Source organism: Streptomyces sp. NPDC059398 (assembly GCF_042751845.1).
Classification (GTDB): Bacteria; Actinomycetota; Actinomycetes; order Streptomycetales; family Streptomycetaceae; genus Streptomyces.
The window spans coordinates 45,548-68,182 of the sequence record NZ_JBHYWP010000022.1 but is presented as its reverse complement, the minus strand read 5'-3'; the positions used below and the strand labels follow the sequence as shown (position 1 = coordinate 68,182).

16 protein-coding genes and 1 pseudogene are annotated in these 22,635 nt (G+C 71.8%); 6 read left to right on the top strand and 11 right to left on the bottom strand.

The features are described from left to right. Nucleotides 1–85: 85 nt before the first annotated feature. Nucleotides 86–327, bottom strand: a pseudogene (locus ACFXBC_RS11160) (hypothetical protein); the annotation flags it as partial. A 464-nt stretch (nt 328–791) separates the two neighbouring features. Here ACFXBC_RS11160 and ACFXBC_RS11155 point away from each other — a divergent pair. The 3 genes from ACFXBC_RS11155 to ACFXBC_RS11145 all read left to right on the top strand — a co-directional run bounded on the left by ACFXBC_RS11155 (nt 792) and on the right by ACFXBC_RS11145 (nt 2,636). Then, nucleotides 792–986, top strand: coding sequence for a helix-turn-helix transcriptional regulator (locus ACFXBC_RS11155; protein WP_385021719.1), 195 nt, complete (start codon nt 792–794; stop codon nt 984–986). Continuing rightward, nucleotides 973–1,377 carry a hypothetical protein gene (locus ACFXBC_RS11150; RefSeq protein ID WP_385021716.1) on the top strand — a complete coding sequence of 135 codons (405 nt, stop codon included), beginning with the start codon at nt 973–975 and terminating at the stop codon, nt 1,375–1,377. Before ACFXBC_RS11155 ends, ACFXBC_RS11150 begins: the two co-directional genes overlap by 14 nt. A gap of 398 nt (nt 1,378–1,775) precedes the next feature. Continuing rightward, nucleotides 1,776–2,636 (top strand): methyltransferase domain-containing protein, encoded by an 861-nt coding sequence (locus ACFXBC_RS11145; RefSeq protein WP_385021713.1) that lies wholly within the window; start codon nt 1,776–1,778, stop codon nt 2,634–2,636. A 115-nt stretch (nt 2,637–2,751) separates the two neighbouring features. Here the strand turns inward: ACFXBC_RS11145 and ffh are convergent, their stop codons facing one another. The 5 genes from ffh to ACFXBC_RS11120 form a co-directional block, all read right to left on the bottom strand. Beyond that, nucleotides 2,752–4,296, bottom strand: a complete 1,545-nt coding sequence (ffh, locus tag ACFXBC_RS11140) for a signal recognition particle protein (protein ID WP_385021710.1) — start codon at nt 4,294–4,296, stop codon at nt 2,752–2,754. Between the two features lie 180 nt (nt 4,297–4,476). Next, complete coding sequence (locus ACFXBC_RS11135) at nt 4,477–7,098, bottom strand: [protein-PII] uridylyltransferase (RefSeq protein WP_385021707.1); 2,622 nt, start codon at nt 7,096–7,098, stop codon at nt 4,477–4,479. Between the two features lie 66 nt (nt 7,099–7,164). Next, a complete protein-coding gene (locus ACFXBC_RS11130; RefSeq protein ID WP_385021704.1) occupies nt 7,165–7,503 on the bottom strand; it encodes a P-II family nitrogen regulator in 339 nt (112 codons plus the stop codon). Next, nucleotides 7,500–8,894, bottom strand: a complete 1,395-nt coding sequence (locus tag ACFXBC_RS11125) for an ammonium transporter (protein ID WP_385021701.1) — start codon at nt 8,892–8,894, stop codon at nt 7,500–7,502. The genes ACFXBC_RS11130 and ACFXBC_RS11125 overlap by 4 nt, the downstream gene beginning before the upstream one ends. A 330-nt stretch (nt 8,895–9,224) precedes the next feature. After that, nucleotides 9,225–10,700 carry a hypothetical protein gene (locus ACFXBC_RS11120; RefSeq protein ID WP_385021698.1) on the bottom strand — a complete coding sequence of 492 codons (1,476 nt, stop codon included), beginning with the start codon at nt 10,698–10,700 and terminating at the stop codon, nt 9,225–9,227. A gap of 428 nt (nt 10,701–11,128) precedes the next feature. Between ACFXBC_RS11120 and ACFXBC_RS11115 the strand changes: the two genes are divergently transcribed. Further along, nucleotides 11,129–11,785 (top strand): bifunctional DNA primase/polymerase, encoded by a 657-nt coding sequence (locus ACFXBC_RS11115; RefSeq protein WP_385021695.1) that lies wholly within the window; start codon nt 11,129–11,131, stop codon nt 11,783–11,785. A 133-nt stretch (nt 11,786–11,918) separates the two neighbouring features. Here ACFXBC_RS11115 and ftsY read toward each other — a convergent pair whose 3' ends face one another. Further along, the gene (gene ftsY / locus ACFXBC_RS11110) at nt 11,919–13,142 is read right to left on the bottom strand and encodes a signal recognition particle-docking protein FtsY (RefSeq protein ID WP_385021692.1); all 1,224 of its coding nucleotides are present in this window, start codon (nt 13,140–13,142) and stop codon (nt 11,919–11,921) included. Between the two features lie 193 nt (nt 13,143–13,335). Between ftsY and ACFXBC_RS11105 the strand changes: the two genes are divergently transcribed. Beyond that, the gene (locus tag ACFXBC_RS11105) at nt 13,336–14,805 is read left to right on the top strand and encodes a purine-cytosine permease family protein (protein WP_385021689.1); all 1,470 of its coding nucleotides are present in this window, start codon (nt 13,336–13,338) and stop codon (nt 14,803–14,805) included. Nucleotides 14,806–14,866: 61 nt separating this feature from the next. Beyond that, on the top strand, nt 14,867–15,847 hold the full coding sequence (locus tag ACFXBC_RS11100; protein WP_385021686.1) for an LLM class flavin-dependent oxidoreductase: 981 nt from the start codon (nt 14,867–14,869) through the stop codon (nt 15,845–15,847). A 22-nt stretch (nt 15,848–15,869) separates the two neighbouring features. Here ACFXBC_RS11100 and ACFXBC_RS11095 read toward each other — a convergent pair whose 3' ends face one another. The 4 genes from ACFXBC_RS11095 to ACFXBC_RS11080 all read right to left on the bottom strand — a co-directional run bounded on the left by ACFXBC_RS11095 (nt 15,870) and on the right by ACFXBC_RS11080 (nt 22,545). Further along, nucleotides 15,870–17,288 carry a sugar porter family MFS transporter gene (locus ACFXBC_RS11095; protein WP_385021682.1) on the bottom strand — a complete coding sequence of 473 codons (1,419 nt, stop codon included), beginning with the start codon at nt 17,286–17,288 and terminating at the stop codon, nt 15,870–15,872. Between the two features lie 155 nt (nt 17,289–17,443). Further along, nucleotides 17,444–21,427, bottom strand: coding sequence for an AAA family ATPase (locus ACFXBC_RS11090; protein ID WP_385021679.1), 3,984 nt, complete (start codon nt 21,425–21,427; stop codon nt 17,444–17,446). 220 nt (nt 21,428–21,647) lie between these two features. Next, nucleotides 21,648–21,863 (bottom strand): hypothetical protein, encoded by a 216-nt coding sequence (locus ACFXBC_RS11085; protein ID WP_164267867.1) that lies wholly within the window; start codon nt 21,861–21,863, stop codon nt 21,648–21,650. A 400-nt stretch (nt 21,864–22,263) separates the two neighbouring features. Continuing rightward, nucleotides 22,264–22,545, bottom strand: a complete 282-nt coding sequence (locus ACFXBC_RS11080; protein ID WP_385021674.1) for an acylphosphatase — start codon at nt 22,543–22,545, stop codon at nt 22,264–22,266. Nucleotides 22,546–22,635 lie beyond the last annotated feature (90 nt).

Genomic DNA, 22,635 nt, shown 5'->3' with positions numbered 1-22,635 from the left:
GGGGGGGGCGTGGCCCAGCCTGCGCGCGGGCGCCGCCTGTCCGGGGGGGGGGGGGGGGGGGGGGGGGGGGGGGGGCGCCCCCCCCCCCCCCCGCTGCGGCGATGCCGTGGACTGCCTCATGGAGCAGTCGCTCGAAGGAGAGTTCAGCGCCGCAGGCGGACGAGGACTCACCGATCAGGGACTCGGGCGCGGCTAGATCCGGCAGCTCGGGGTGGTACCGCTGAATGTCGGCCCACGCCTGCGCCAGCTCTGCGGCGAGGACAGTTGGTGTCGTGCTCACGTCGTGACAACGAGCCGGGGTACCGCTGTGTTCCTATTCCGGGGCATCCCAAATAATTTGCACGTACCCGTCAGTTGCCCTTGATGCGTCCGGACGAGGGCGGGTGCGCTGATCTGCGGAGAAGCCTCACAGCTCGCACCAAGGTGGTACGTAGGGTCGCGTGCGCCCCGGCGCGTAGCCAGGGGTACCGCGCCTGCCGCATCGCACCGGCCGCCGCGCAAGGGGCGTTTCGGCCGATTCGACGGCCGGATCGGCCGGTCATCGGCGGCCACCGTTCCCACCTGCCGCCGTTCACGCCGGCCGCCGTACACAAGCACCGCGGTCCGGCCGGATCCGGGCCGCCGCCCGTACACGCGGCCCGCCACAGCGACCGTACCGGGAGCACCGCACGGGTCCGGCACCGGCCCGGCCACGCGGGACGGAACCGCGGATGGCTCGCACGATCGACCGGCCCGGTATGCGTGTAAAGCAGGCTTGACATTCGCCGATGGGTGACAAGTAAGCTTGACAGGTGAGAAACACGGTCAGAGCACTGCGGTCGTCACGAGGGCTCTCCCAGGGGCAGTTGGGCACGGCCCTCGGGGTCTCGCGTCAGACGGTCAACGCCATCGAGACCGAGCGGTACACACCGTCCTTGCCGCTCGCCATCTCCCTGGCCAGGTTCTTCGAAGTCAGCGTTGAGGAGATGTTCCATGTCGACAGGTGACCAGCGGATGGACAGAGCCCCGGCGAAGGGGTCGATCCCCGCCTTCTTCCTCGGGATCGGAGTGGTCTGCCTGGTGACCGCCACCGTCGGTGGCCACCTCGGAGTCGGCCTGGCGGTCTTCGGGGTGATGGCGGTGTGCAGCCTTGTCCTGGTCGTGCTGCGCCGCCGGAGCGAGACCTACCGGGGCCTCACCGAGGAGCCCGACGAGCGCTTCGCCCTGATCGGCCGGCGCGCCTGGGCGGGCACGGGCGTGGTGCTGACCCTGGGGAACCTCTGCGCGTTCATCGGTGACCTGGCCTCCGGGCGGAGCGGTGATCCGTACTACTGGCTGCTGGCGACCGCCGCCCTCTCGTACATCACGTTCGTCGCCATCCTCCGCCGGCAGACCTGAGGCGGGACCGGCCCGGAGCCGAGCGCGTTCCTCTGCCCCGCCGTGCCCGTCGGCCCCTCGCCGGGATCACCCGTCCGGCTCAACGGGGCGCCCGGTGGCACGGATCTCCCGACATGCCCGAGCGCGCGAGTCGGGTAAGACTGGGGGCCGGGAGCGGGGCGTGGACGCAGGCGTTCCGAGGGCCCGCCGCCTTGATGCGGGCGTCCGGCTCCTGCCGCATCCGCTCGCCCGGAGGCGCACGGCCGGACCGCATATTCCGGGAACGCAAGCATTGCCTCGCCACCCCTGGACTTGCGCGCGGATGCGGAGTTCTCTGGCAACGGGACAGTGCGCGCACATCTGCACGGGGGTTTGGCACACAGGGCACAACTGATCTCTCGGCGAATTGGGGCGCTTCGATGTCATCAACACTCGTCCGGAACCACCGGTCCGTGGCTGCGACTTCCCCGGAGGAAGCGGTCGCACGCGCCCGCGACTGGGCCGAGATCCAGGAACGGATGCTGGTGCCGCTCTACGAAGCGGTCTACAAGCGCCTTGACGCGGGCAGCGCCACCCGGCTGCTCGGTATCGGCTGCGGCTCGGGGCTCGCCCTGCTCATGGCCGCCGCCCGCGGCGCGAGCGTCACCGGTGTGGACACGCACGCCGAGCGCATCGCGCTGGCCCGCGAGCGGCTGCTGCCCGAAGGCCCCGACAGCACGAACAGCACCGATGCCGCGCCGGGCGCCCCGCGCGGGCGGGCCCGGCTGGTGCACGGCAGCCCCGCCGACGCTTCCGGCGGCATGGCGGCGCCGTACAACCTGCTGACCGCCTTCGAGCCGATGGGCGGCGTCACGGACGACCCGGACGGGCCGGTGCCGGCCGTCGAGGACGCGGTGCCGCTGATGGAGCGCGGCAGTGCGGTGGTGCTGACCGGCTGGGGGCCGCCCGAGCGCTGCGCGGCGGCGGGCGTCCTGCGGGTCGCCACCCGACTGGCCGATGCCGTGCGCAGGCCGCGGAGGGACGATCTGGAGGAGGTGGCGGCGCGTGCCGGGCTGAAGCTCGACGGATCGGGCCGGGTGGCCTGCCCGTTCGGCTACGCGGACATCCGGAGCGCGGTACGCGGGCTGCTGTCGACCGGGCTGTTCGACGCGGCGATACGGGCGACCGGCCAGGACCAGGTGAAGAAGGAGGTCGCCGAGGCGCTCCACCCCCATCTGCGGCGCGACGGCACGGTGTGGCTGCCGAACATCTTCCGTTACGTGGTCGCCCGGACCGCCTGACCACCGGACGCCGGGGCACCTCCCCGTAGCCGCCCCACCACCGTCGCACCACGCGGAAGCGGCCCGTGCCCCCGGATGTCCGGGAAGTACGGGCCGCTTCGGCGTCCGGGACGGGTCAGCCCATGAACTTCTTGAACTCGTCGGGGAGTTCGAAGTTCTTCGCATCCTCACCGGACGGCAGGCCCGGCGCGCTCCCCTGCTCCCGGCGGGCCGCGGCGGCCTGCTCCTCCGCCTTGCGCTTCATCGGGTTACCGCTCTTGCGCTTGCCCTTGGCCTGCTTCTGCTGCTTCTTCTGGCGGCCGGGGCCGCCACCCATGCCCGGCATCCCCGGCATCCCCGGCATGCCGCCGCCCTGGGCCATCCGCGACATCATCTTGCGTGCCTCGAAGAACCGCTCGACCAGGCTCTTCACGGCGCTGACCTCGACACCCGAGCCCTTGGCCACCCGGGCCCGGCGCGAGCCGTTGATGATCGTCGGGTCCTGGCGCTCGGCCGGGGTCATCGACTTGATGATCGCGGCGGTGCGGTCCACGTCCCGCTCGTCGATGTTGTTGATCTGGTCCTTCATCTGTCCCATGCCGGGCAGCATGCCGAGCAGCTTGGAGATGCTGCCCATCTTCCTGACCTGCTCCATCTGAGCCAGGAAGTCGTCGAGCGTGAAGTCCTTGCCGCCCTTGCTGCTCGCCAGCTTGGAGGCCATCTGCTCGGCCTCGGCCTGGCTGAAGGTCTGCTCGGCCTTCTCGATCAGGCTGAGCATGTCGCCCATGCCGAGGATCCGGGACGCCATGCGGTCCGGGTGGAACGTGTCGAACTCGTCCAGCTTCTCGCCGTTGGAGGCGAACATGATCTGCCGGCCGGTGACATGCGCGATGGAGAGCGCCGCACCACCGCGTGCGTCACCGTCGAGCTTGGAGAGCACCACACCGTCGAAGCCGACGCCGTCGCGGAAGGCCTCGGCGGTGTTGACCGCGTCCTGGCCGATCATCGCGTCGACCACGAAGAGGACCTCGTCGGGGCTGACGGCGTCGCGGATGTCCGCGGCCTGCTGCATCAGCTCCTGGTCGATGCCCAGACGGCCCGCGGTGTCGACCACGACGACGTCGTACTGCTTGGACTTGGCGAACTCGATCGAGTCCTGTGCGACCTTCACCGGGTCGCCGACGCCGTTGCCCGGCTCGGGGGCGTACACGGCGACGCCGGCGCGCTCGGCGACCACGCTCAGCTGGTTGACGGCGTTGGGACGCTGGAGGTCACAGGCGACCAGCAGCGGGGTGTGGCCCTGGCCCTTGAGCCAGAGGCCGAGCTTCCCGGCGAGGGTCGTCTTGCCCGCGCCCTGGAGGCCCGCGAGCATGATCACGGTCGGCGGCTGCTTGGCGAAGCGGAGGCGGCGGGTCTCGCCACCGAGGATGCCGATGAGCTCCTCGTTGACGATCTTGATGACCTGCTGGGCCGGGTTCAGCGCCTGGGAGACCTCGGCGCCGGCCGCGCGCTCCTTGATCTGCTTGATGAAGGCACGGACGACGGGCAGCGCGACATCGGCCTCAAGCAGGGCGATACGGATTTCGCGCGCGGTGGCATCGATGTCCGCCTCGCTGAGGCGCCCTTTGCCCCGGAGGTTCTTGAAAGTCGCGGCAAGGCGGTCGGAGAGGGTATCGAACACGGCGGTCGCGGATCCTCGGGTCGGGGGCGGGGGGACGGTTGGACCCCAGGGTATCCGGACGCGGCGGGTCGGGTCTGCCCCTGCCCCCGACCGGGGTCCTGAGCAGGGGGCGGAACCGGGGCGGGACCAGGGTGACCAGCGGGTGGACCGGGGCCACCGTGGCTGCCGCCGCCCCGCCGCTCACTTCCGCAGCCCGGCCTCCACCTCCCGGGCAAGACCGGCCGCGGCGTCCGCCCCGAGCGGGCCCCCGTCGGGTCCCGTCACATAGAACGCGTCCACCGCGCTCGCCCCCAGCGTGGAGACATGTGCGCTGCGCACCGTCACCCCGGCCGCCTCCAGTACCCGGCCGATCCGGTACAGCAGGCCCGGGGCATCCTGGGCGCGGACCTCGATCACCGTGGCCAGCCGGGACCCCGCCGGGGCCACCCTCACGCTGGGCGGCGGGGCCTGGATGCCGCGGCGGCGCGGGTGGGCCGCCTCGCGTTCGGCCAGTCTGGCGCGTACGTCGAGTGAGCCGTCCAGCGCCCGTACGAGATCGGCGCGCAGCCGGGCGGCCTGCGGCAGCGACCCGTACTCGGCCGCCACCCGCCAGGTCAGCAGCAGCACCGCCGACCGGCCGTCGTCGGGGCCGGCGGGCGGCTCGACGGTGCGCAGATCGGCCGCGCGTACGGTCAGCCGGTGCAGCGCCAGGACCCCGGCGACGGCGGGCAGGACGCCGGGCCGGTCGCGGAGCGCGATGAGCAGCTCCGCGCCCACCGGCTCCGGTGCGCCGTCCTCCTGCGGCTCCTCGGCCCTGGTGTGCAGGGCCAGCGCGGGACCGCCGGTGCGCAGGGCCTCGACGGCCAGCCGTTCGTGCTCGGCGCCCGGCGCTCCGGTCTCCGGTTCCTCGGGTTCCTCCCCCGCCAGGACCGCGGCGGCCCGTGCGACCAGCTCTGCCACGAGCGAGGCCCGCCAGGACGACCAGGCCGCGGGGCCGGTCGCCAGTGCGTCCGCCTCGGTCAGCGCGTGCAGCAGCTCCAGGGTGGCGGCGGACTTCACCGCCGCGGGGGGGGGGGGGGGGGGGGGCGGGGGGGGGGGGGGGCGGGGGGGGGGGGGGGGGGGGGGCCGCGCCAGGGGGGGGGTGGGCGGGGGCGCGGTCCCCTGGGGCCCCCCCACTGACCCCGCGGCCCCCCGCCCCCGGGGGGGGCGCGACTCCCCCGCCGCGGCGACCGCGCGCACGGTCGCCGGGTCGTCCAGGTCGCGCCGGGTGGCCGTCTCGGCCAGCAGCAGATGGTGGCGTACGAGCGTGGCGAGCACCTCGGTGTCGGCGGCATCGAAGCCGATCCGGGCGGCCATGTCGCGTGCGATGGTCTCGCCCGCCACCGCGTGGTCGCCGGGCCAGCCCTTGCCGATGTCGTGCAGCAGGGCGGCGACGAGCAGCAGGTCGGGCCGGGCCACCCGGCGGGTCAGCGCGGAGGCCCGCACGGCGGTCTCGACGAGGTGCCGGTCGACCGTCCAGGTGTGCACGGCGTTCCGCTGCGGCCTGCACCGCACCCGCTCCCAGTCCGGCAGCACCCCGCTGATCAGCCCTTCCGCCTCCAGCGCCTCCCAGACCTGCACCGTGGACGGGCCGGCGCCGAGCAGGGTCACCAGCTGTTCACGTGCCTCGGCCGGCCAGGGCACCGGCAGGGGGCGTGCGCCGCCCGCCAGCCTGCGTACGGCGTGCGGGGAGACCGGCAGCCCGGCCTGGGCCGCCGCCGCTGCCGCCCGCAGCGGCAGTACGGGGTCGCGCTCGGGTCGCGCGGTGCGGGCCAGCACCACCTCGCCCTCCAGCTCCACCACGCCTTCGGCGAGCGGGGTCCGCGGGGCCGCCGCGGTCCTGCCCGCGCCACCGCCGAGCAGGGCGCGCAGCCGGGGACGTGCGGAGCGGGCGCGCAGCACCCGGTTGACCTCGCGCCAGGTGACGTCGGCGGCGTACGAGATGGTCCGCGCGGCTTCGTACACCTCGCGCAGCAGGGCGTCGGCGTCCAGCAGGCCGATCTCGGCCGCGACCTGGTCCTGTTCCTGGAGGGCGAGGCGTTCGGTGGCGCGCCCGGTCACCAGATGCAGCGCGTCCCGGGCGTCGAGGAGCTGTCTGCGGGCGCCGTCGAGCCCCTCGCGGGGCGCGTCGGCCAGCCAGGACGCGGCGACGGCCCGCAGCGCCGTGGCGTCCCGGAGTCCGCCTCTGGCCTCCTTGATGTCGGGTTCCAGGAGGAACCGCAGCTCGCCCTGGCGTCCGGCGCGCTCCTGGCACAGCTCGTAGAGCTCGGGCAGCCGCTTCGGGGCCTGGTTGCGCCAGTCGGCGCGTACGGCGGTGCGCAGCCCGGCGGTGAGCCCCGGGTCGCCCGCGACATGCCGGGCGTCGAGGAGACCGAGCTGAACCCTGAGGTCATCGCCCGCCGTCCTGCGCGCCTCGGCGGGGGTCCGTACGGAGTGGTCGAGGTCCAGCCCCAGATCCCACACCGGGTACCAGATCCGGTCGGCGAGCGAGGCGATGGCGCCCGGCTCGGCCTTCCCGTCGTGCAGCAGGAGCAGGTCCAGGTCGCTGCGCGGGGAGAGCTCACCGCGTCCGTACCCGCCGACGGCCACCAGGGCGGCGCCGCGCACCCCGGCGGCCTCTGCGGCCGGGGTGAAGAGCGCGGCCGTCCACGCGTCGGTGAGCCGGGCGAGGGCCGCGCGGCGGGGCGGCCCCGGGTCCGTCTTCTCCTGGAGGAGGCGGAGCCGGGCCGCCGCGTAACCGCCGGATTCCCGGTCGTCGTCCTGCTGACCGGTCGTGTCGGTCATGTCGTCGGCACTCGTCACCCGGCAGTTCCCGTCTCTCGTCGTTCAGAGCGCGTCAGGCTCTCGTCGTCAGAGCGCGTCAGGGCCGCGTTCGCCGGTCCTGACCCGGATCGCGGTCTCGACCGGGACGCTCCAGACCTTGCCGTCGCCGATCTTGCCGGTCCTGGCCGCCTGCACCACCACATCGATGAGCTGTTCGGCCTCCGCGTCCTCGGCCAGGACCTCGATCCGGATCTTCGGGACCAGGTCCACGGTGTACTCGGCGCCCCGGTAGACCTCGGTGTGGCCGCGCTGGCGGCCGTAGCCGCTGGCCTCGGTGACCGTGAGGCCCTGGACGCCGAAGCCCTGGAGGGCCTCCTTGATCTCGTCCAGCCGGTGCGGCTTCACGACCGCGGTGATGAGCTTCATGCGTCCACCTTCTTGTTCGCGGGGCCCGACCCGGTCGGCTTCCTGTCCGTGGGGCCCGGTCCGGCCGGGGGGCCCGCATCGGCCGGCCGGCCGGTTCCCTGGCCCGGGGCGGTCGCGGCTGTCCTGGAGCCGCCGCCCGCTCCGCTGTGGTCGTACGCCGTCTCGGCGTGTTCGTGCTGGTCGATGCCTGCGACCTCGACCTCGTCGGTGACCCGCATCCCCATGGTCCGGTCGATCAGGAAGGCCAGTCCCGCCGATACGGCGAGCGAGTAGCCGAGGACCGAGAAGACCCCGACGGCCTGGATGCCGAGCTGGTGGAAGCCGCCGCCGTAGAAGACGCCCGCCACGTCGGACTGCACTCCGCCGGTGGCGAAGAAGCCGATGAGCAGGGATCCGACGACGCCCCCGACCAGATGGACGCCCACCACGTCGAGCGAGTCGTCGAAACCGAAGCGGTACTTGAGGCCGACGGCCATGGCGCACAGCACCCCCGCGATGGCACCGACCGCGATCGCGCCGAGCGGGCTGACGGCGCCGCCGGACGGGGTGATGGCCACCAGTCCGGCCACGGCCCCGGAGGCCGCTCCGAGCGTGGTGCAGGAGCCGTGGCGGAGTTTCTCGTACGCGAGCCAGGCGAGCATCGCCGCCGCGGCGGCGACCTGGGTGTTGATGAACATCACCGCGCCGACGCCGTCGTCGTTGCCCAGCCACGATCCGGCGTTGAACCCGAACCAGCCGAACCACAGGAGCGCAGCGCCGAGCATCACCAGCGGGAGGCTGTGCGGGCGCATCGGGTCCTTTCTGAAGCCGATGCGCCTGCCGGTCACCAGGATCACGCCGAGCGCGGCCGCGCCCGCGTTGATGTGGACCGCCGTACCGCCGGCGAAGTCGATGACGCCCTTCGTGAAGAGCCAGCCGTCGGACGCCCAGACCCAGTGCGCGACCGGGAAGTAGACGACGGTCACCCAGCCCACGATGAACAGCGCCCAGGCGGTGAACTTCACCCGGTCGGCCAGCGCCCCGCTGATCAGGGCCGGGGTGATGATCGCGAACATCAGCTGGAAGACGGCGAAGACATAGACCGGGATGGTGTAGCCCGGCCAGAGCTGGGTGAGTCCGATGCCGCTGAGTCCGATGTACCCCTTGGACCAGCCGAGGAATCCGTTGCCCGATCCGAAGGCGACGCTGAATCCGTACAGCACCCAGAGGACCGTGACGATCCCGAGGCTGATGAAGCTCATCATCAGCATGTTGAGGGTCGATTTGACCCGGACCATGCCTCCGTAGAAGAAGGCCAGGCCCGGGGTCATGACCATCACCAGGGCCGAGCAGATGAGCATGAACCCGGTGTTGGCGGGGGACAGCTTCGAGGCTTCTGCAGCAAGGGTCATGCCTCAGAGACTGACGCCGCGCGGTTTCGGCGGGCGCCCCGTGATGTTTCACCGCGGTGACGAAGAGGCGCGGCGTGTTACGCCCGGATGAAGCGCGGGGCCGGACGGGTGATCGGAGGCCCTGCCGTATCCCCCCGCCCCGGGGTGGAGAACCGGCCACGACGGTCACCCTGTTGACCTGGCATGGGGGAGCCGAGTCGGGCATCACGGGGTGACTGTCGCGGCCGGGGCCTTGGGGTCCTGCTGCGGCGCTCTGCTGTTGTGTCCTGCGGCGGTGTCCAGCAGTCGTGTACTCCTGCGGTGTCCCGCAGTCGTGTACCGCCGCCCGCCTCAGACCGCCTCGGCGGTCTCGGGCAGCTGCGCGGCGAGCCGCTCGGTGAGGTCGATGACCGCCGGGACCTCGCCGAAGTTCCTGACCGCCGTGTCGACGGTCTTGCGGAGCCTGGTGTTGACCCGCTCGGAGCGGACACGGGTGGCGATGTCCAGGGCCTGGGCGGCGAACGACGTGGAGTGCTCCGGCTCCCGCTTCAGCAGATGGACGGTGGCCATGCCGACGAGGTTCAGGGCGTACGAACGCTGGTGCTCCTCGTCCTTCTCGAAGAGCGCGACCGCGTTGTCGAGTACCGGCTCGGCGAGCGAGGCGTAGGTGGGGCTGCGGCCCGCCACATAGGCGAGGTCGCGGAACGAGTGGCCGTTCTCGCCGTTCAGCTCGGCCTCGGAGAAGAAGCGGATCCAGTCGGGCTCGGGCTCGCCGTCGACGCCCGCGTCGGAGAAGGTGTCCTCGGCCATCCGCACGGCTCGTTTGCACTTGCTCGGCTGGCCCATGTTGGCGTAGGCGCGGGCCTCCATCGCATACAGCATCGCCTGGGTGCGGGGGGTGGCGCACTCGCGGCTGCCGTACTGGGCGAGGTGGACGAGTTCCAGGGCGTCGTCGGGGCGGCCGAGATGGATCATCTGGCGGCTCATCGAGGACAGGATGTACGAGCCGAGCGGCTTGTCCCCGGCCTCCTTGGCCGCGTGCAGGGCGAGCACGAAGTACTTCTGGGCGGTGGGCTGGAGACCTACGTCGTAACTCATCCACCCGGCCAGCTCGGCCAGTTCGGCGGCGCACCGGAACAGCCGCTTCGACGTGGCCCCCGGCTGCGGTTCCTGCAGCAGGTCGGTCACCTCGTGCAGCTGCCCGACGACCGCCTTGCGGCGCAGCCCGCCGCCGCACTGGGCGTCCCACTGGCGGAACATCACCGTGGTGGACTCCAGCAGTTCGAGCTCGGGCCGCGACAGCCGGGAGGGGCGCCGTGCGTGGTCGGCGGGGAGTTCGGCGGCGGTCTCGCCCGGGGGCGTCGGCACCAGCCAGCGCTGCATCGGCTCGATGAGCGTGGGGCCCGCGGCCAGGGCGAGCGAGGCGCCCAGGAAGCCGCGCCGGGCGAGCATCAGGTCGCTGCGGGAGAACTCACTGAGCAGCGAGACGGTCTGCGGGCCCGCCCAGGGCATGTCGACGCCGGAGACGGACGGCGACTGGTGCGCCGCACGCAGCCCCAGGTCCTCGACGGCGACCACACTGCCGAAGCGTTCGGAGAACAGCTCCGAGAGGATGCGCGGAATGGGCTCACGCGGCTGTTCACCGTCGAGCCAGCGCCGCACCCGCGAGGTGTCGGTGCTGATGTGGTGCGCGCCCATCTGCCGCGCCCGTCGGTTCACCTGGCGCGCCAGCTCGCCCTTCGACCATCCGCTGCGCACGAACCACGAACCGAGCTTCTCGTTCGGGCGTTTGCCGGCACCCGTCTCGCCGTCGCCACTGCCGCCCACTGGAACGCCCCCATCCCGCTGAAGCCTCGTTACGCCAACCCATATCAGAATGCCGTGAGTTGAGGTCTACTGTCCGGCACTTCGCACCCTGTCGAACAGAGAACCGGCTTGCCCCCGGCATACCCGTGAACGCATCCGACCCGAGGGTTCGTGCACTGAAAGTAATCCTACGATCACGCGCCTGGCGAGGCGATCCCGGAAACGCCACCATTCGCCACCCCTTCACATGAACGCGCCTGCCGCCAGGCGCGATTCACTGGAAACTCGACGATCAGGATCGGGTGGAGCGATGCACGCCGGGGCGCGTGAACCGTTCCGCACCACCCCCAACGTCCCCCCACGCCTCCCCGACCAGGGTGTTTGCGACACAGGGTGACGGAGAGGCTCCAGGTCGTAACCACCGGCGCGTACGACCCGTTGGAGGGGGCATGGGCTTCACTATCGGCGGCATCCGGGACATCCGCTCCGGCACCCGGCGTCGCGGCCGCACATCGGAGAGCACGACCGTGGCCGAGTTCACCGGACTCTGGGGCTGGGACGTGGTGCCCGGTGCGCGCGCGGCGGCGGGCAACTGCTCCTGCGGAGAGGCCGGGTGCGCGTCCCCGGGCGCCCATCCCCTCGGGTTCGCGCCCGAGGTGCCCGCGGGGGCCACCCTCGGTGAGGCCGCAAGAGCCTGGTCGCTGACGCCGGGCGCCGCGGTCCTGCTGCCGGTGGGCCGCTGCTTCGACATCATCGACGTCGCGGAGCCCGCGGGGCGCACGGCCCTGATCCGGATGGAGCGGATGGGGCTCCCCCTGGGCCCGGTGAGCGCGACCCCGGACGGCCGGGCGCAGTTCTTCGTGGCCCCCGGCGCCGCCCGCGAACTGCCCGAGCTGCTCTACCGGATGGGCTGGGACGACGCGGACCTCGACCTGCACGGCCTGGGCCCCGGCGAGCACATCACCGCCCCGCCGTCGAACCACCGCGGCCTCGGCCCGGCCCGCTGGCTGCGGCCCCCGTCGCCCGGGACGGCCGGCGGCCCGCCCCAGGCCCGGCTACTGCTCGGCACTCTCGCCTACATCTGCCACCGTCACGTACCCGCCTGACCCGCCTTCCGTGCCGGCCGGCGCCGGTGCGGGAGAGCGCGAAGGGCCCCGCCACAGCTGCACCGTGTGGCGGGGCCCTTCGCGTGGTACGGGGTCGTCCGGCGGTGGCTCACCGCCGGATACCGGTCCGGGGTCAGTCCCCGACCAGCGCGTCCACGAACGCCTCGGGCTCGAAGGGGGCCAGGTCGTCGGCGCCCTCACCGAGGCCCACCAGCTTGACCGGTACGCCCAGTTCGCGCTGGACCGCGATGACGATGCCGCCCTTGGCCGTACCGTCCAGCTTGGTCAGCACGATGCCGGTGATGTCCACCACCTCGGCGAACACCCGCGCCTGCACCAGGCCGTTCTGCCCGGTCGTCGCGTCCAGCACGAGCAGCACCTCGTCCAGCGGGCCGTGCTTCTCCACGACCCGCTTGACCTTGCCGAGCTCGTCCATCAGGCCGGTCTTGGTGTGCAGCCGACCGGCGGTGTCGATGAGGACGACATCGGCGCTCTCCTTGATGCCCTCCTTCACCGCGTCGTACGCGATCGACGCCGGGTCGCCGCCCTCAGGGCCGCGGACCGTGCGCGCCCCGACCCGTTCGCCCCAGGTCTGGAGCTGGTCGGCGGCGGCCGCCCGGAAGGTGTCGGCAGCGCCGAGCACCACACTGCGGCCGTCGGCCACCAGGACCCGGGCGAGCTTGCCGGTGGTGGTGGTCTTGCCGGTGCCGTTGACCCCGACGACCATGACGACGCCCGGGGTCTCCAGACCGCCCTCGGTTCTGACCGCGCGGTCGAAGTCCGTACCGAGCAGATTCAGCAGCTCTTCGCGCAGCAGGACGCGGAGGTCCTCCGGGGTGCGGGTGCCGAGCACCCGGACCCGCTCACGCAGCCGCTCGACCAGCTCCTGGGTCGGCGCGACTCCGACATCGGCCGTGAGCAGGGTGTCCTCGATCTCCTCCCAGGTCTCCTCGTCGAGGTTGTCCCGGGAGAGCAGGGTGAGCAGTCCCTTGCCCAGCGAGTTCTGCGAACGGGCGAGCCGGGCACGCAGCCGTACGAGACGGCCCTCGGCCGGTTCCGGGATCTCGATCCGCGGCGGGGCCGGCTCCGCGACCACCGGGTCCTCGACGGCGACGGGGGCGCCCACGGCCTCGTCGGCGGGCGGGAGATCCACCTCCTCGATGGTGCGGCGCGACTCGTCGCGCGGTGGGGCAGCGTCCTCGCCGACCTGGGGTTCGGCGGGAGGCGCTGTGATGGTCGGCGCACTCGGCGGTGCTGTGGGGGGCAGCTGCTTCTTCTTGCGGCTGCTGACCACGAGCCCGCTGATCGCGCCGACAGCGACCAGGGCGATGACTACAGCAAGGATCACGATTTCCATAACCCACCCAGTATCAGTCACGGCTCGGCGTTCGGTCACAGCCCGGCCGTGCGCACCTTCGTGGGTTCGCACAAGGGACTAAATCCTCTATTTGAAATTTTCCCGCCGCCCCTACCATGATGTCGCTGTCTACGCGCGTCACATCACTTCTCGCCCCGTCCCCAACTCCCCTCACACGTGCACGGAGTACCCCATGCCCCACGCCTCCGACGTCGAAGGCGCGGTGGAGACCCGCGGTCTCGAACCGGTCCCGGACAATGAACGCAAAGGCCGTGTCCGCGACCTGATCCCGACCTGGGTTGCCGCCAATATCAGTGTGCTGCTGCTCGCGATGGGCGCGAGTCTGGTCGTCGCCGACAAGCTGAACTTCTGGCAGGCGCTGATCGCCGCCTTCGCCGCCCCGGTCATCAGTTACGGGCTGGTCGGCTTCATCTCCATCGCGGGCAAGCGCGGCGGCGCCCCCGGCATGGCCCTGTCCCGCTCGGTCTTCGGCCAGCGCGGCAATCTGCTGCCCGGCTCACTGATCTGGATCGCCCGCTGGGGCTGGGAGACGATCAACGCGGTGACCGGCGCGTACGCGCTGCTGACCGTCCTCGACATCTGTTTCTCCATCCACAGCAGCACGCCGCTGATCATCGTGACCCTGCTGCTGTTCGTCGCCGCCACCTTCCTGATCTCGGGCCTCGGCATCAACGCCCTGCACCTGTGCAACAAGTGGTCCACCTATCTCTTCGGGATCTTCTCCGTCCTGGTCCTCGTCTATCTGATCGCCGACACCGACTGGTCCGCCGTCTTCGCCAAGCCGGCCGGCACCACGGCCTCCCTGGTCGCGGGCATCGGCCTGATCGCGGCCGGCGGTCTCAGCTGGGTCCCGTCAGGGCCGGACTTCGCGCGGTATCTGCCGCGGCGCTCATCGGGCGGGGGCATGATCGGGGCGTCCATCGGCGGTGCGGGCATCGTCGTCCTGCCGATGGTGCTGATGGGCGCGGTGATGGCGGTCTCCACGCCGGACCTCGCGCACGCCGCCGACCCGGTCTCCTTCCTGGGCAAGGTGCTGCCGATGTGGATCGCGGTGCCGTATCTGCTGATCGCCGTGGTCGGCATGGTCCTGATCAACGCGATGTCGATGTACTCGGCCGGCTTCACCGCGCTGACCCTCGGCATCCGGGTGCCGCGGGCCTGGGCGGTCTCGGTGAACGCGGTGATCAGCGTGGTGCTCGGGCTGATCCTGATGCTCGCGGCGACCAGCTTCCTCGGCTCCTTCGTCGCGTTCCTCTCGCTGCTCGCGGTGGCCTTCTCCGCCTGGATCGGGGTGTTCGGCGCGGACATGCTGCTCGGCCGCGTCTACGACCCGGTGGCCCTGATGGACACCACCAGGACCAGCGCCTACTGGTACCGGGGCGGCTTCAGCCCCGCCGCCGTCATCGCCTGGCTGGCCGCGCTGGTCACCGGATTGCTGTTCACCACGGCGGGCACCGCGGACTCCGCCTGGTTCAGCGGCCCCTTCGCCGACAGCTGGCTCGGCCGCAACGGCCTCGGCTGGGTGGTCACCATCCTGGTCTCGGGCGTGCTCTACGCCGTACTGCCGAAGCCGAAGGCGCGGTCCGGTACGCAGGGACCCGGCCCGGACGCGGACCGCGAGGCCGCACCCCTACCTATCTGACGCCGCGTCAGCTACCGTCCCCCTTCGCCAGCTCCCACCCGGCGAAGGGGGATTTCCCGTCATGGCCTTCACAGTCGTCAGGTTCAATCTCGTCGATCCGCGGGCGACCCCCGAATCGCTCTCCGCCCGCTACCGCACCGCCCTGGAGATGGCCGCGTACGCCGACGACCGAGGCGTCGACACCGTCCAGACCGAGGAACACCACGGCGCCGGAAACAACTGGCTGCCCTCCCCCTTCGTCTTCGCGGGCTCCGTCTTCGGGGCCACCCGGCGGATCGCGGTCACCGTCTCCGCGATCATCGGCCCGCTCTACGATCCGCTGCGCCTCGCCGAGGACATCGCCGTACTGGACCTGATCAGCGCGGGCCGGCTGGCCACGGTCGCGGGCATCGGCTACCGGCCGGAGGAGTACGCGCAGCAGGGCGTCGAGTGGAGCAGGCGCGGGCGGCTCCAGGACGAGCTGCTCGAAACCCTGCTGACGGCGTGGACCGGCGAAGCGTTCGAGTACCGGGGGCGTACCGTCCGGGTCACCCCGCGCCCGTACACCACCCCGCACCCGCTGCTGCTCGTCGGCGGCTCGTCCCGGGCGGCGGCGCGCCGGGCGGCCCGGCTCGGGCTGCCGCTCTTCCCGAGCGCGTATCTGCCGGAACTTGAGACGTACTACCACGAGCAGCGCGCGGAGCACGGGACCGAGGGCTTCTGCATGATGCCGGAGGCCGAGACGCCCCTGCTGCACATAGCCGAGGACCCCGACCGGGCCTGGGCCGAGTACGGCGAGCACTTCCTGCACGAGGCGCGTACCTACGCCTCCTGGCAGTCGTCCGACATCCACTCCGCGGTCCGTTCGGCGGCGGAGACGGTGGAGGGGCTGCGCAAGGAGGGTGTCTACCGGATCGTCACCCCGGACGAGTGCGTGGCCCTGGCCGCGGGCGGCGCCGGAAGTCTCGTACTGCATCCGCTGTGCGGCGGGATGCCGGTGGACGAGGGCTGGCGCAGTCTGCACCTCTTCGCGGAGCGCGTGCTGCCCCGTATCGGGGACTGAGCAGCGGACCGGGCCGGGGGGGTCAGCCCATCTCCTCCAGGGTCTTGCCCTTGGTCTCCTTCACGAACAGCAGCACGAAGGGGATCGAGAGCACGGCGAAGAGGGTGTAGATCACGTACGTCGCCGAGAGGTTCCAGTCGGAGAGGCTCGGGAAGCTGGCGGTGATCGCCCAGTTGGCGATCCACTGGGCCGAAGCGGCCACCCCGAGAGCGGCGGCACGGATCTTGTTCGGGAACATCTCGCCGAGGAAGACCCAGACGACGACACCCCACGACATGGCGAAGAAGAACACGAACCAGTGGGCGGCGACCAGCGCGACCCAGCCCTGGAGGGTCGGCAGCTTGCCGCCGACGAGATGGTACGAGAACGCCCAGGCCTCCAGGGCGAGTCCGATGACCATGCCGACCGAGCCGATCAGCACCAGCGGCCGGCGGCCGATCCGGTCGACCAGGAGCATGGCGACCACGGTGCCGATGATGTTGATGATGGAGGTGGTGAACGAGTACAGGAACGAGGTCGACGGGTCGATACCCACGGACTGCCAGAGGGTGGCGGAGTAGTAGAAGGCGACGTTGATACCGACCAGTTGCTGGAAGGCCGAGAGCCCGATGCCGATCCAGACGATGCGCTTGAAGTAGAAGCCGCCGCCCAGCAGGTCCCTGAACGTCGACTTGTGTTCGCGCTTCATGGCGAGCCGGATCTCCTGGACCCGTCCTTCGAGGTCGATGTGGTCGCCCTCGACCTCGGTGAGCACCTTCTTGGCCCGGTCCGGTTTGCCGGCCGAGATCAGATAGCGGGGTGACTCGGGGATCGCGAAGGAGAGCAGACCGTAGATGACCGCCGGGATCACCATGACCCCGAGCATCAGCTGCCATGCCTCGACGCCCAGCAGCTTCCCGCGCTGGTTTCCGTTGGCCGTCTGGAGGATGCCGTAGTTGACGAGCTGTGAGACGGCGATGCCGATGACGATCGCGGCCTGCTGGAAGGAGCCGAGCCGGCCGCGGTAGGCGGGCGGCGAGACCTCGGCGATGTAGGCCGGACCGATCACGGAGGCCATCCCGATGCCGAAACCGCCGATGATGCGCCAGAGGGCGAGGTCCCACAGGGCGACCGGCAGGGCGGAACCGACGGCGCTGATGGTGAACAGCACGGACGCGATCTGCATACAGCGGATACGGCCGATGCGGTCGGCGATGCGGCCGGCCGTCGCCGCGCCGATCGCACAGCCGATCAGGGCGATGGCGATCACCTGCGCCAGCGTCGCCGAGCCGACGTTGTACTTGTCCCGGATGCCCTCGACGGCTCCGTTGATCACGGAGCTGTCGTAGCCGAACAGGAAACCGCCCATCGCGGCTGCCGCCGTGATGAAGATGACGTGCGCGAGGTGGTCGGGGGCAGCCGGGCCGCCTCCGGCCTGCGGTGTGTGCGCCGTGCTGGTCACATGAGCTCCTCGGGCCCGTCCTCGATGACGGCCATGGGGTACGGGCCCCTCCAGTTGCGCACAGCTTCCGTGCACGCACCACTTGGGGACCCGCCGGGCGAGGGACCGCTCTCCCCGGGCGGGACCGGCGTGGCGGATGCGCCGGGCCACGGCTCTCAGCGGAGGCGCTGGCTGATGACCTTGGAGACCCCGTCACCCTGCATGGAGACGCCGTACAGCGCGTCGGCGACCTCCATCGTGCGCTTCTGATGAGTGATCACGATGAGCTGGGAGCTCTCCTGGAGCTCCTCCATGATCCGGATCAGCCGCTGGAGGTTGGTGTCGTCGAGCGCGGCCTCCACCTCGTCCATCACATAGAACGGACTGGGCCTGGCCTTGAAGATCGACACCAGCAGGGCCACCGCGGTCAGCGACCGCTCCCCGCCGGAGAGCAGCGAGAGCCGCTTGACCTTCTTGCCCGGCGGCCGTGCCTCGACGTCCACTCCGGTGGTGAGCATGTTGTCCGGGTCGGTGAGGATCAGCCGTCCGTCGCCGCCCGGGAAGAGCCGGGCGAAGACCCCTTCGAACTCGCGTGCGGTGTCGCGGTAGGCCTCGGTGAAGACCTGCTCGACCCGCTCGTCGACCTCCTTGACCACGAGGAGCAGGTCGGCCCGCGTCTTCTTCAGGTCCTCCAGCTGCTCGGAGAGGAATTTGTGCCGCTCCTCCAGCGCGGAGAACTCCTCCAGGGCGAGCGGATTCACCTTCCCGAGTTGCTGGTACGCCCGTTCGGCCGACCTGAGCCGCTTCTCCTGCCCGGCCCGGTCGAAGGGCACCGGCCGGTTCCGCGGATGGTCCGGATCGCCGGGCAGCTCCTCGCCCTCGGCGGCCGGGGACGGCGGCACCGGCTGATCGGGGCCGTACTCGGCCACAAGCCCGGCGGGCTCCACGCCCAGCTCCTCCAGCGCCCTGGTCTCCAGCTGCTCGATCCGCAGCCGCTTCTCGGCCCCGAGCACCTCACCGCGGTGCACCGAGTCGGTGAGCCGGTCGAGTTCGGCCTTCAGGTCCCGGCCCCGGTTGCGCTCCTCGGTCAGCTCCTGCTCGCGCCCGGCCTTCGCCGCATCGGCCGCGGTCCGCTCCTGCCCGGCGCGGACCAGCGACACCTCGACATGGGCGAGCAGCTGACGCGCCCCGTCCGCGACGGCCGACGCGACCGCCGCCTCATGGCGCAGCCGGGCGCGGCGCCGCTCGGCGCGCGCCCGCGCCTCACGCTCGGCGCGCGCTCCCCAGTCGAGTGCCTCGGCCCGCCCCGCGAGCCCCTTGACCCGCTCCTCATGGGTACGGGCCTGGAGCCTGGCCTCCATCTCGGTCTGCCGGGCATTGGCGCCGTCGGCGGCGAGCCGGTCCCGTACGGAGGTGTCCGGCTCCTCCTCCACCGGTGACTCCTCGGCCACCAGCAGGCGTTCCGCCAGCTCCTCGGCCTCGCCGGTCGCGCGCTCCAGGGCCTCCTGGGCCTTGGCGGCGGCCGCCGCCGACCGCTCGGCCTCGCCCGCGGCGCCGCGCGCCTGCCCGGCGAGGCGCCCGAGCTGCTGGGCGACGCCGGACTTCTCCCGGTCGGCCGCCCGCCGCGCCTCAGCCAGCTCGTCGACGAGCGCCGCGCACTCCGCGCGCCGGGCGGCGGCGGCCCGCTGCGCTCCGGCCAGTTCCTCGCACCGGACGGCCAGCTCCGCCAGACCCGCGGCGGCCTCGTCCACGGACGCCTGCACCTCCAGCAGGCTGGGCACACCGGCCGACCCGCCGTGTGCGAAGTGCGCGCCCAGGACGTCGCCTTCGGCGGTCACCGCGGTGAGGCCGGGCCGCCTGGCGATCAGCTCCTCGGCGTCTTCGAGGGTGGGTACGACGACGATGTCGCGCAGCAGCCGGTGCACCCCGGGCAGCAGCTCGGCCGGGCCGCCGACCAGATCGACGGCGAAGGGCGCGGCGAGCGCGACGGCGGCGCGGTCCGGGCCGGGCCGCGGCCCACCGGACGTGCTGCCGGACCCCCCGCCCTGAGCGCGGCGGGAACCGGTGCCGCTGTCCCCCCGCTCCCCCGGGCTCCCGTCCGCCCGGTCACCCGGGGCGGTCTGCGTACCGTCCTCGCCGTGCCGGGCATCCGGCACCTCCGAAGCCGCCTGCTCGCCCTCGCCCCGCCGGGCATCCGGCACCCCCGAAGCGGGCGGCTCCGTGCTCTCCGCGCTGTGCCCGGCGCCGGGTCCCCCTGAAGCGACCTCCGTACCGTCCCCGCCCTGCCGGGCGCCCGGCATCTCCGGGGCCGCCTCCCCGCCTTCGCCCTCGCCCCGGCGGGCATCCGGCACCTCCGCAGCCCCGTCGCCCGATGGGCCTCCGGCCCCCGTACGCGCCTGGCCCGGCAGCCCCCCGGCGCCGGAATCCCGCGGCACCGCCGCGGCGGTGCCGGGCAGCAGCGTCGCGCGGCCCGCGTCCTGCTTGCGGAGGCGGCGGATCGCGTCCGCCGCGGTGGCCGTGTCACGTACCGCGAGCGCGTCGGCGGCCAGGCCCAGTGCCGCCGCCACCGGGACCTCGTAACCCGCGGCCACTGTGAGCAGCTCCGCGACCGGGCCCAGCAGACCGGCCGGACGGTCGTCCGCGCCGAGCAGCACACCGGTGCCGTCCTTGCGGCGCAGTCCGAGCGCCAGCGCCTCGTGCCTGGCCGACAGCGCGGCCCGCTCCCGCTCGGCGGCCGTGGCCGCCTCCCGGGACGCGGTCAGCCCGCTCTCCGCCTCCGCCAGCGCGGACTTCGCCGCGCCGTGCCGGTCGGCGAGTTCCCGGTCACCGGCGTCGAGCCCGTCGACTTCGGCTCTGAGCTGCTCGTACTCCTGCTGGGCCGCTTCGGCGCGCTCCTGGGCACCGTCCCGTGCCTCGGCGAGCCTGTCGATCTCGGCCTGCGCCGAACCGGCCCTGCTGCGGGCGGCGTTGACCTGTCCGTTCAGCCGGGCGAGCCCCTCGCGCCGGTCGGCGATGGCACGTGCGGCGTCCCTGAGCCTGCGTTCCTCGGCGGCCAGTTCCCGTTCCAGTTCGGCCCGGTGCGCCGAGGTGTCCTCCAAGGCCCGCTCGGCGGACTCCAGGGCGGCCTCCAGCTCCGCCTCCTGTTCCCGGATCCTGGCCGCCTCGCGCTCCATGTCCTCCGGGTCGCGGCCCCGCCGCTCCTCATCGGGCGCGGCGGACGCGCTCTTCACCCGGGCGTCGGCGAGCGAGACCGTGCCACGCACCCGCTCGGCCAGCTGCGACAGCTCGTACCAGGTCTGCTGGGCGCGCTGGAGCCGGGGAGCGAGCTGTCGTACCTCTTCCTCCAGACCGGCCTCACGGGAGAGCGCGGCCCTGAGCGCCGCCTCCGCCGTCTCCCGGCGCTGCTTCAGCGCGGCCTCGTCGGCGATCTCGCTGCGCAGCGCCCGGCGCATGGTCACCAGGTCGTCGGCGAGGAGCCGCAGCCTCGCGTCCCTGAGATCGGCCTGGATGACGGCGGCGCGCCGGGCGACCGCGGCCTGCCGTCCCAACGGTTTGAGCTGGCGGCGCAGTTCGTCGGTGAGGTCCTGCACCCGCGCGAGGTTGGCCTGCATCGCGTCCAGCTTCCGCAGCGCCTTCTCCTTGCGCTTGCGGTGCTTCAGTACGCCCGCGGCCTCCTCGATGAAGGCCCGGCGCCCCATCGGATCCGCGTGCAGGACCGAGTCGAGCTGCCCCTGTCCGACGATGACGTGCATCTCCCGGCCGATCCCGGAATCCGAGAGGAGTTCCTGGATGTCGAGGAGCCGGCAGGTGTCGCCGTTGATCTGGTACTCACTGCCGCCATTGCGGAACATGATCCGGGTGATCGTGACTTCCGCGTACTCGATGGGCAGCGCACCGTCGGAGTTGTCGATGGTGAGCGAGACCTCGGCGCGGCCCAGCGGTGGCCGTCCCGTCGTCCCGGCGAAGATGACGTCTTCCATCTTTCCGCCGCGCAGCGATTTGGCGCCCTGTTCTCCCATGACCCAGGAGAGCGCGTCGACCACATTGGACTTGCCCGATCCATTGGGCCCCACGACACAAGTGATGCCGGGCTCGAACCGGAGGGTGGTGGCCGAGGCGAAGGATTTGAACCCGCGGAGGGTCATGGCCTTGAGGTGCACGCCGCCGGACTCTACCTTTCACTGCCGGTTTCGCCCCTGAAGGTGCAGGGCACATCAGACGGTAAAGGAAGCCTGGGCGGGGGTGTGTGACCGGGGGAAGGACCGGGGCGGGCCGGGGGAACAGAAAGAAGGGACGCCGAAGCGTCCCTTGCATATCCTTGCGCATTGGATTTCAAGCGGCTTTACGGATCAGCCCGCCCGTACCCTTGTGGGGTGTGGGTCAGGTGAGCGCAGGCTCCGCCTGGGGTACGTCCATGTCGATACCGTCGAGCAACGAGTCTCCGTGGTGCTGGACTGCGGCGGCCAGCGCGTCGTTCTCGGACTGGATCCGTACGAGCTCGGATTCGAGGTCCTGGACGCGCTGCTGGAGCCGTCGCATCTCGGAGAGAAGTCGCGGGTCGGAACCGCCGACGTAACCGAGAAGCGCCTTTGCCATGATGGATGGTCCTCCACACTGAGTGACCGACCGTAGAGTGGTGGGTCGTAGGGGGAATCGCACCCGCGGAACTCGGCAGCCTCTGTTTCCCTGCTGTGTTTCCTGTTTTCTCTGCGTTTCACGCTGCCGAGCAGCTGAGGTGCGCGGGGCTTCCAGAGTCTCACCAAAAAGTTTGACGGTCAACACGATCACAGCCCGTATCGAAGGGCAGACCCGGGGGCACACGCCGGACAGCGTCCGGTGCGGCTCTCCTGCGGGGCCCAGGGGCGTGGAGATCATTCCTACTGCGGCAGCCTGGCACGGAGCGCCGTCATTGGCAACCACCAGGCTTTTTTCTGCCTCTCCCCTTGGCCGGGGGCGGATGAGCGGGCCCTCCGGGACGCCGCAGGGGCCGACCCTTTCAGCGGATCTCGAAGCTCTGGTAGACACCGCGGGGAGTGTCCCAGATCTCAGTGACACCGTCGACGCGTCCGGGTGTGTCGGCCGACCTCAGCCACTCCAGGAGAAGGTCGCAGTTCTCCCGCGGCCCCTCGGCGACGACCTGCACCCTGCCGTCCTCCAGATTGAGCGCGAATCCGGTGAGCCCGCCAATCCGCAGAGCGTTCGCCCTGGTGAACCAGCGGAACCCCACGCCCTGGACCTTGCCGCGCACCCAGGCCGCGAGCCGTACGTCTTCGTTCATGTCTGCACGCTAACCGGCCGATCGCCCCGGTGGCACTTCGCCCCCGGGCCTCATGGGCTACAGTCCCGAGCCAGTGAACTTCACCCGTAC

What these genes read in the sequence shown, in the direction of transcription:
- ACFXBC_RS11150 (WP_385021716.1), top strand. Translation starts at nt 973, where the DNA reads ATGTCGACAGGTGACCAGCGGATGGACAGAGCCCCGGCGAAGGGGTCG.
- ACFXBC_RS11125 (WP_385021701.1), bottom strand. Translation starts at nt 8,894, where the DNA reads ATGACCCTTGCTGCAGAAGCCTCGAAGCTGTCCCCCGCCAACACCGGG.
- ACFXBC_RS11105 (WP_385021689.1), top strand. Translation starts at nt 13,336, where the DNA reads ATGCCCCACGCCTCCGACGTCGAAGGCGCGGTGGAGACCCGCGGTCTC.
- ACFXBC_RS11100 (WP_385021686.1), top strand. Translation starts at nt 14,867, where the DNA reads ATGGCCTTCACAGTCGTCAGGTTCAATCTCGTCGATCCGCGGGCGACC.
- ACFXBC_RS11080 (WP_385021674.1), bottom strand. Translation starts at nt 22,545, where the DNA reads ATGAACGAAGACGTACGGCTCGCGGCCTGGGTGCGCGGCAAGGTCCAG.
- ACFXBC_RS11130 (WP_385021704.1), bottom strand. Translation starts at nt 7,503, where the DNA reads ATGAAGCTCATCACCGCGGTCGTGAAGCCGCACCGGCTGGACGAGATC.
- ACFXBC_RS11145 (WP_385021713.1), top strand. Translation starts at nt 1,776, where the DNA reads ATGTCATCAACACTCGTCCGGAACCACCGGTCCGTGGCTGCGACTTCC.
- ACFXBC_RS11135 (WP_385021707.1), bottom strand. Translation starts at nt 7,098, where the DNA reads ATGACCGACACGACCGGTCAGCAGGACGACGACCGGGAATCCGGCGGT.
- ACFXBC_RS11085 (WP_164267867.1), bottom strand. Translation starts at nt 21,863, where the DNA reads ATGGCAAAGGCGCTTCTCGGTTACGTCGGCGGTTCCGACCCGCGACTT.
- ftsY (WP_385021692.1), bottom strand. Translation starts at nt 13,142, where the DNA reads ATGGAAATCGTGATCCTTGCTGTAGTCATCGCCCTGGTCGCTGTCGGC.
- ACFXBC_RS11115 (WP_385021695.1), top strand. Translation starts at nt 11,129, where the DNA reads ATGGGCTTCACTATCGGCGGCATCCGGGACATCCGCTCCGGCACCCGG.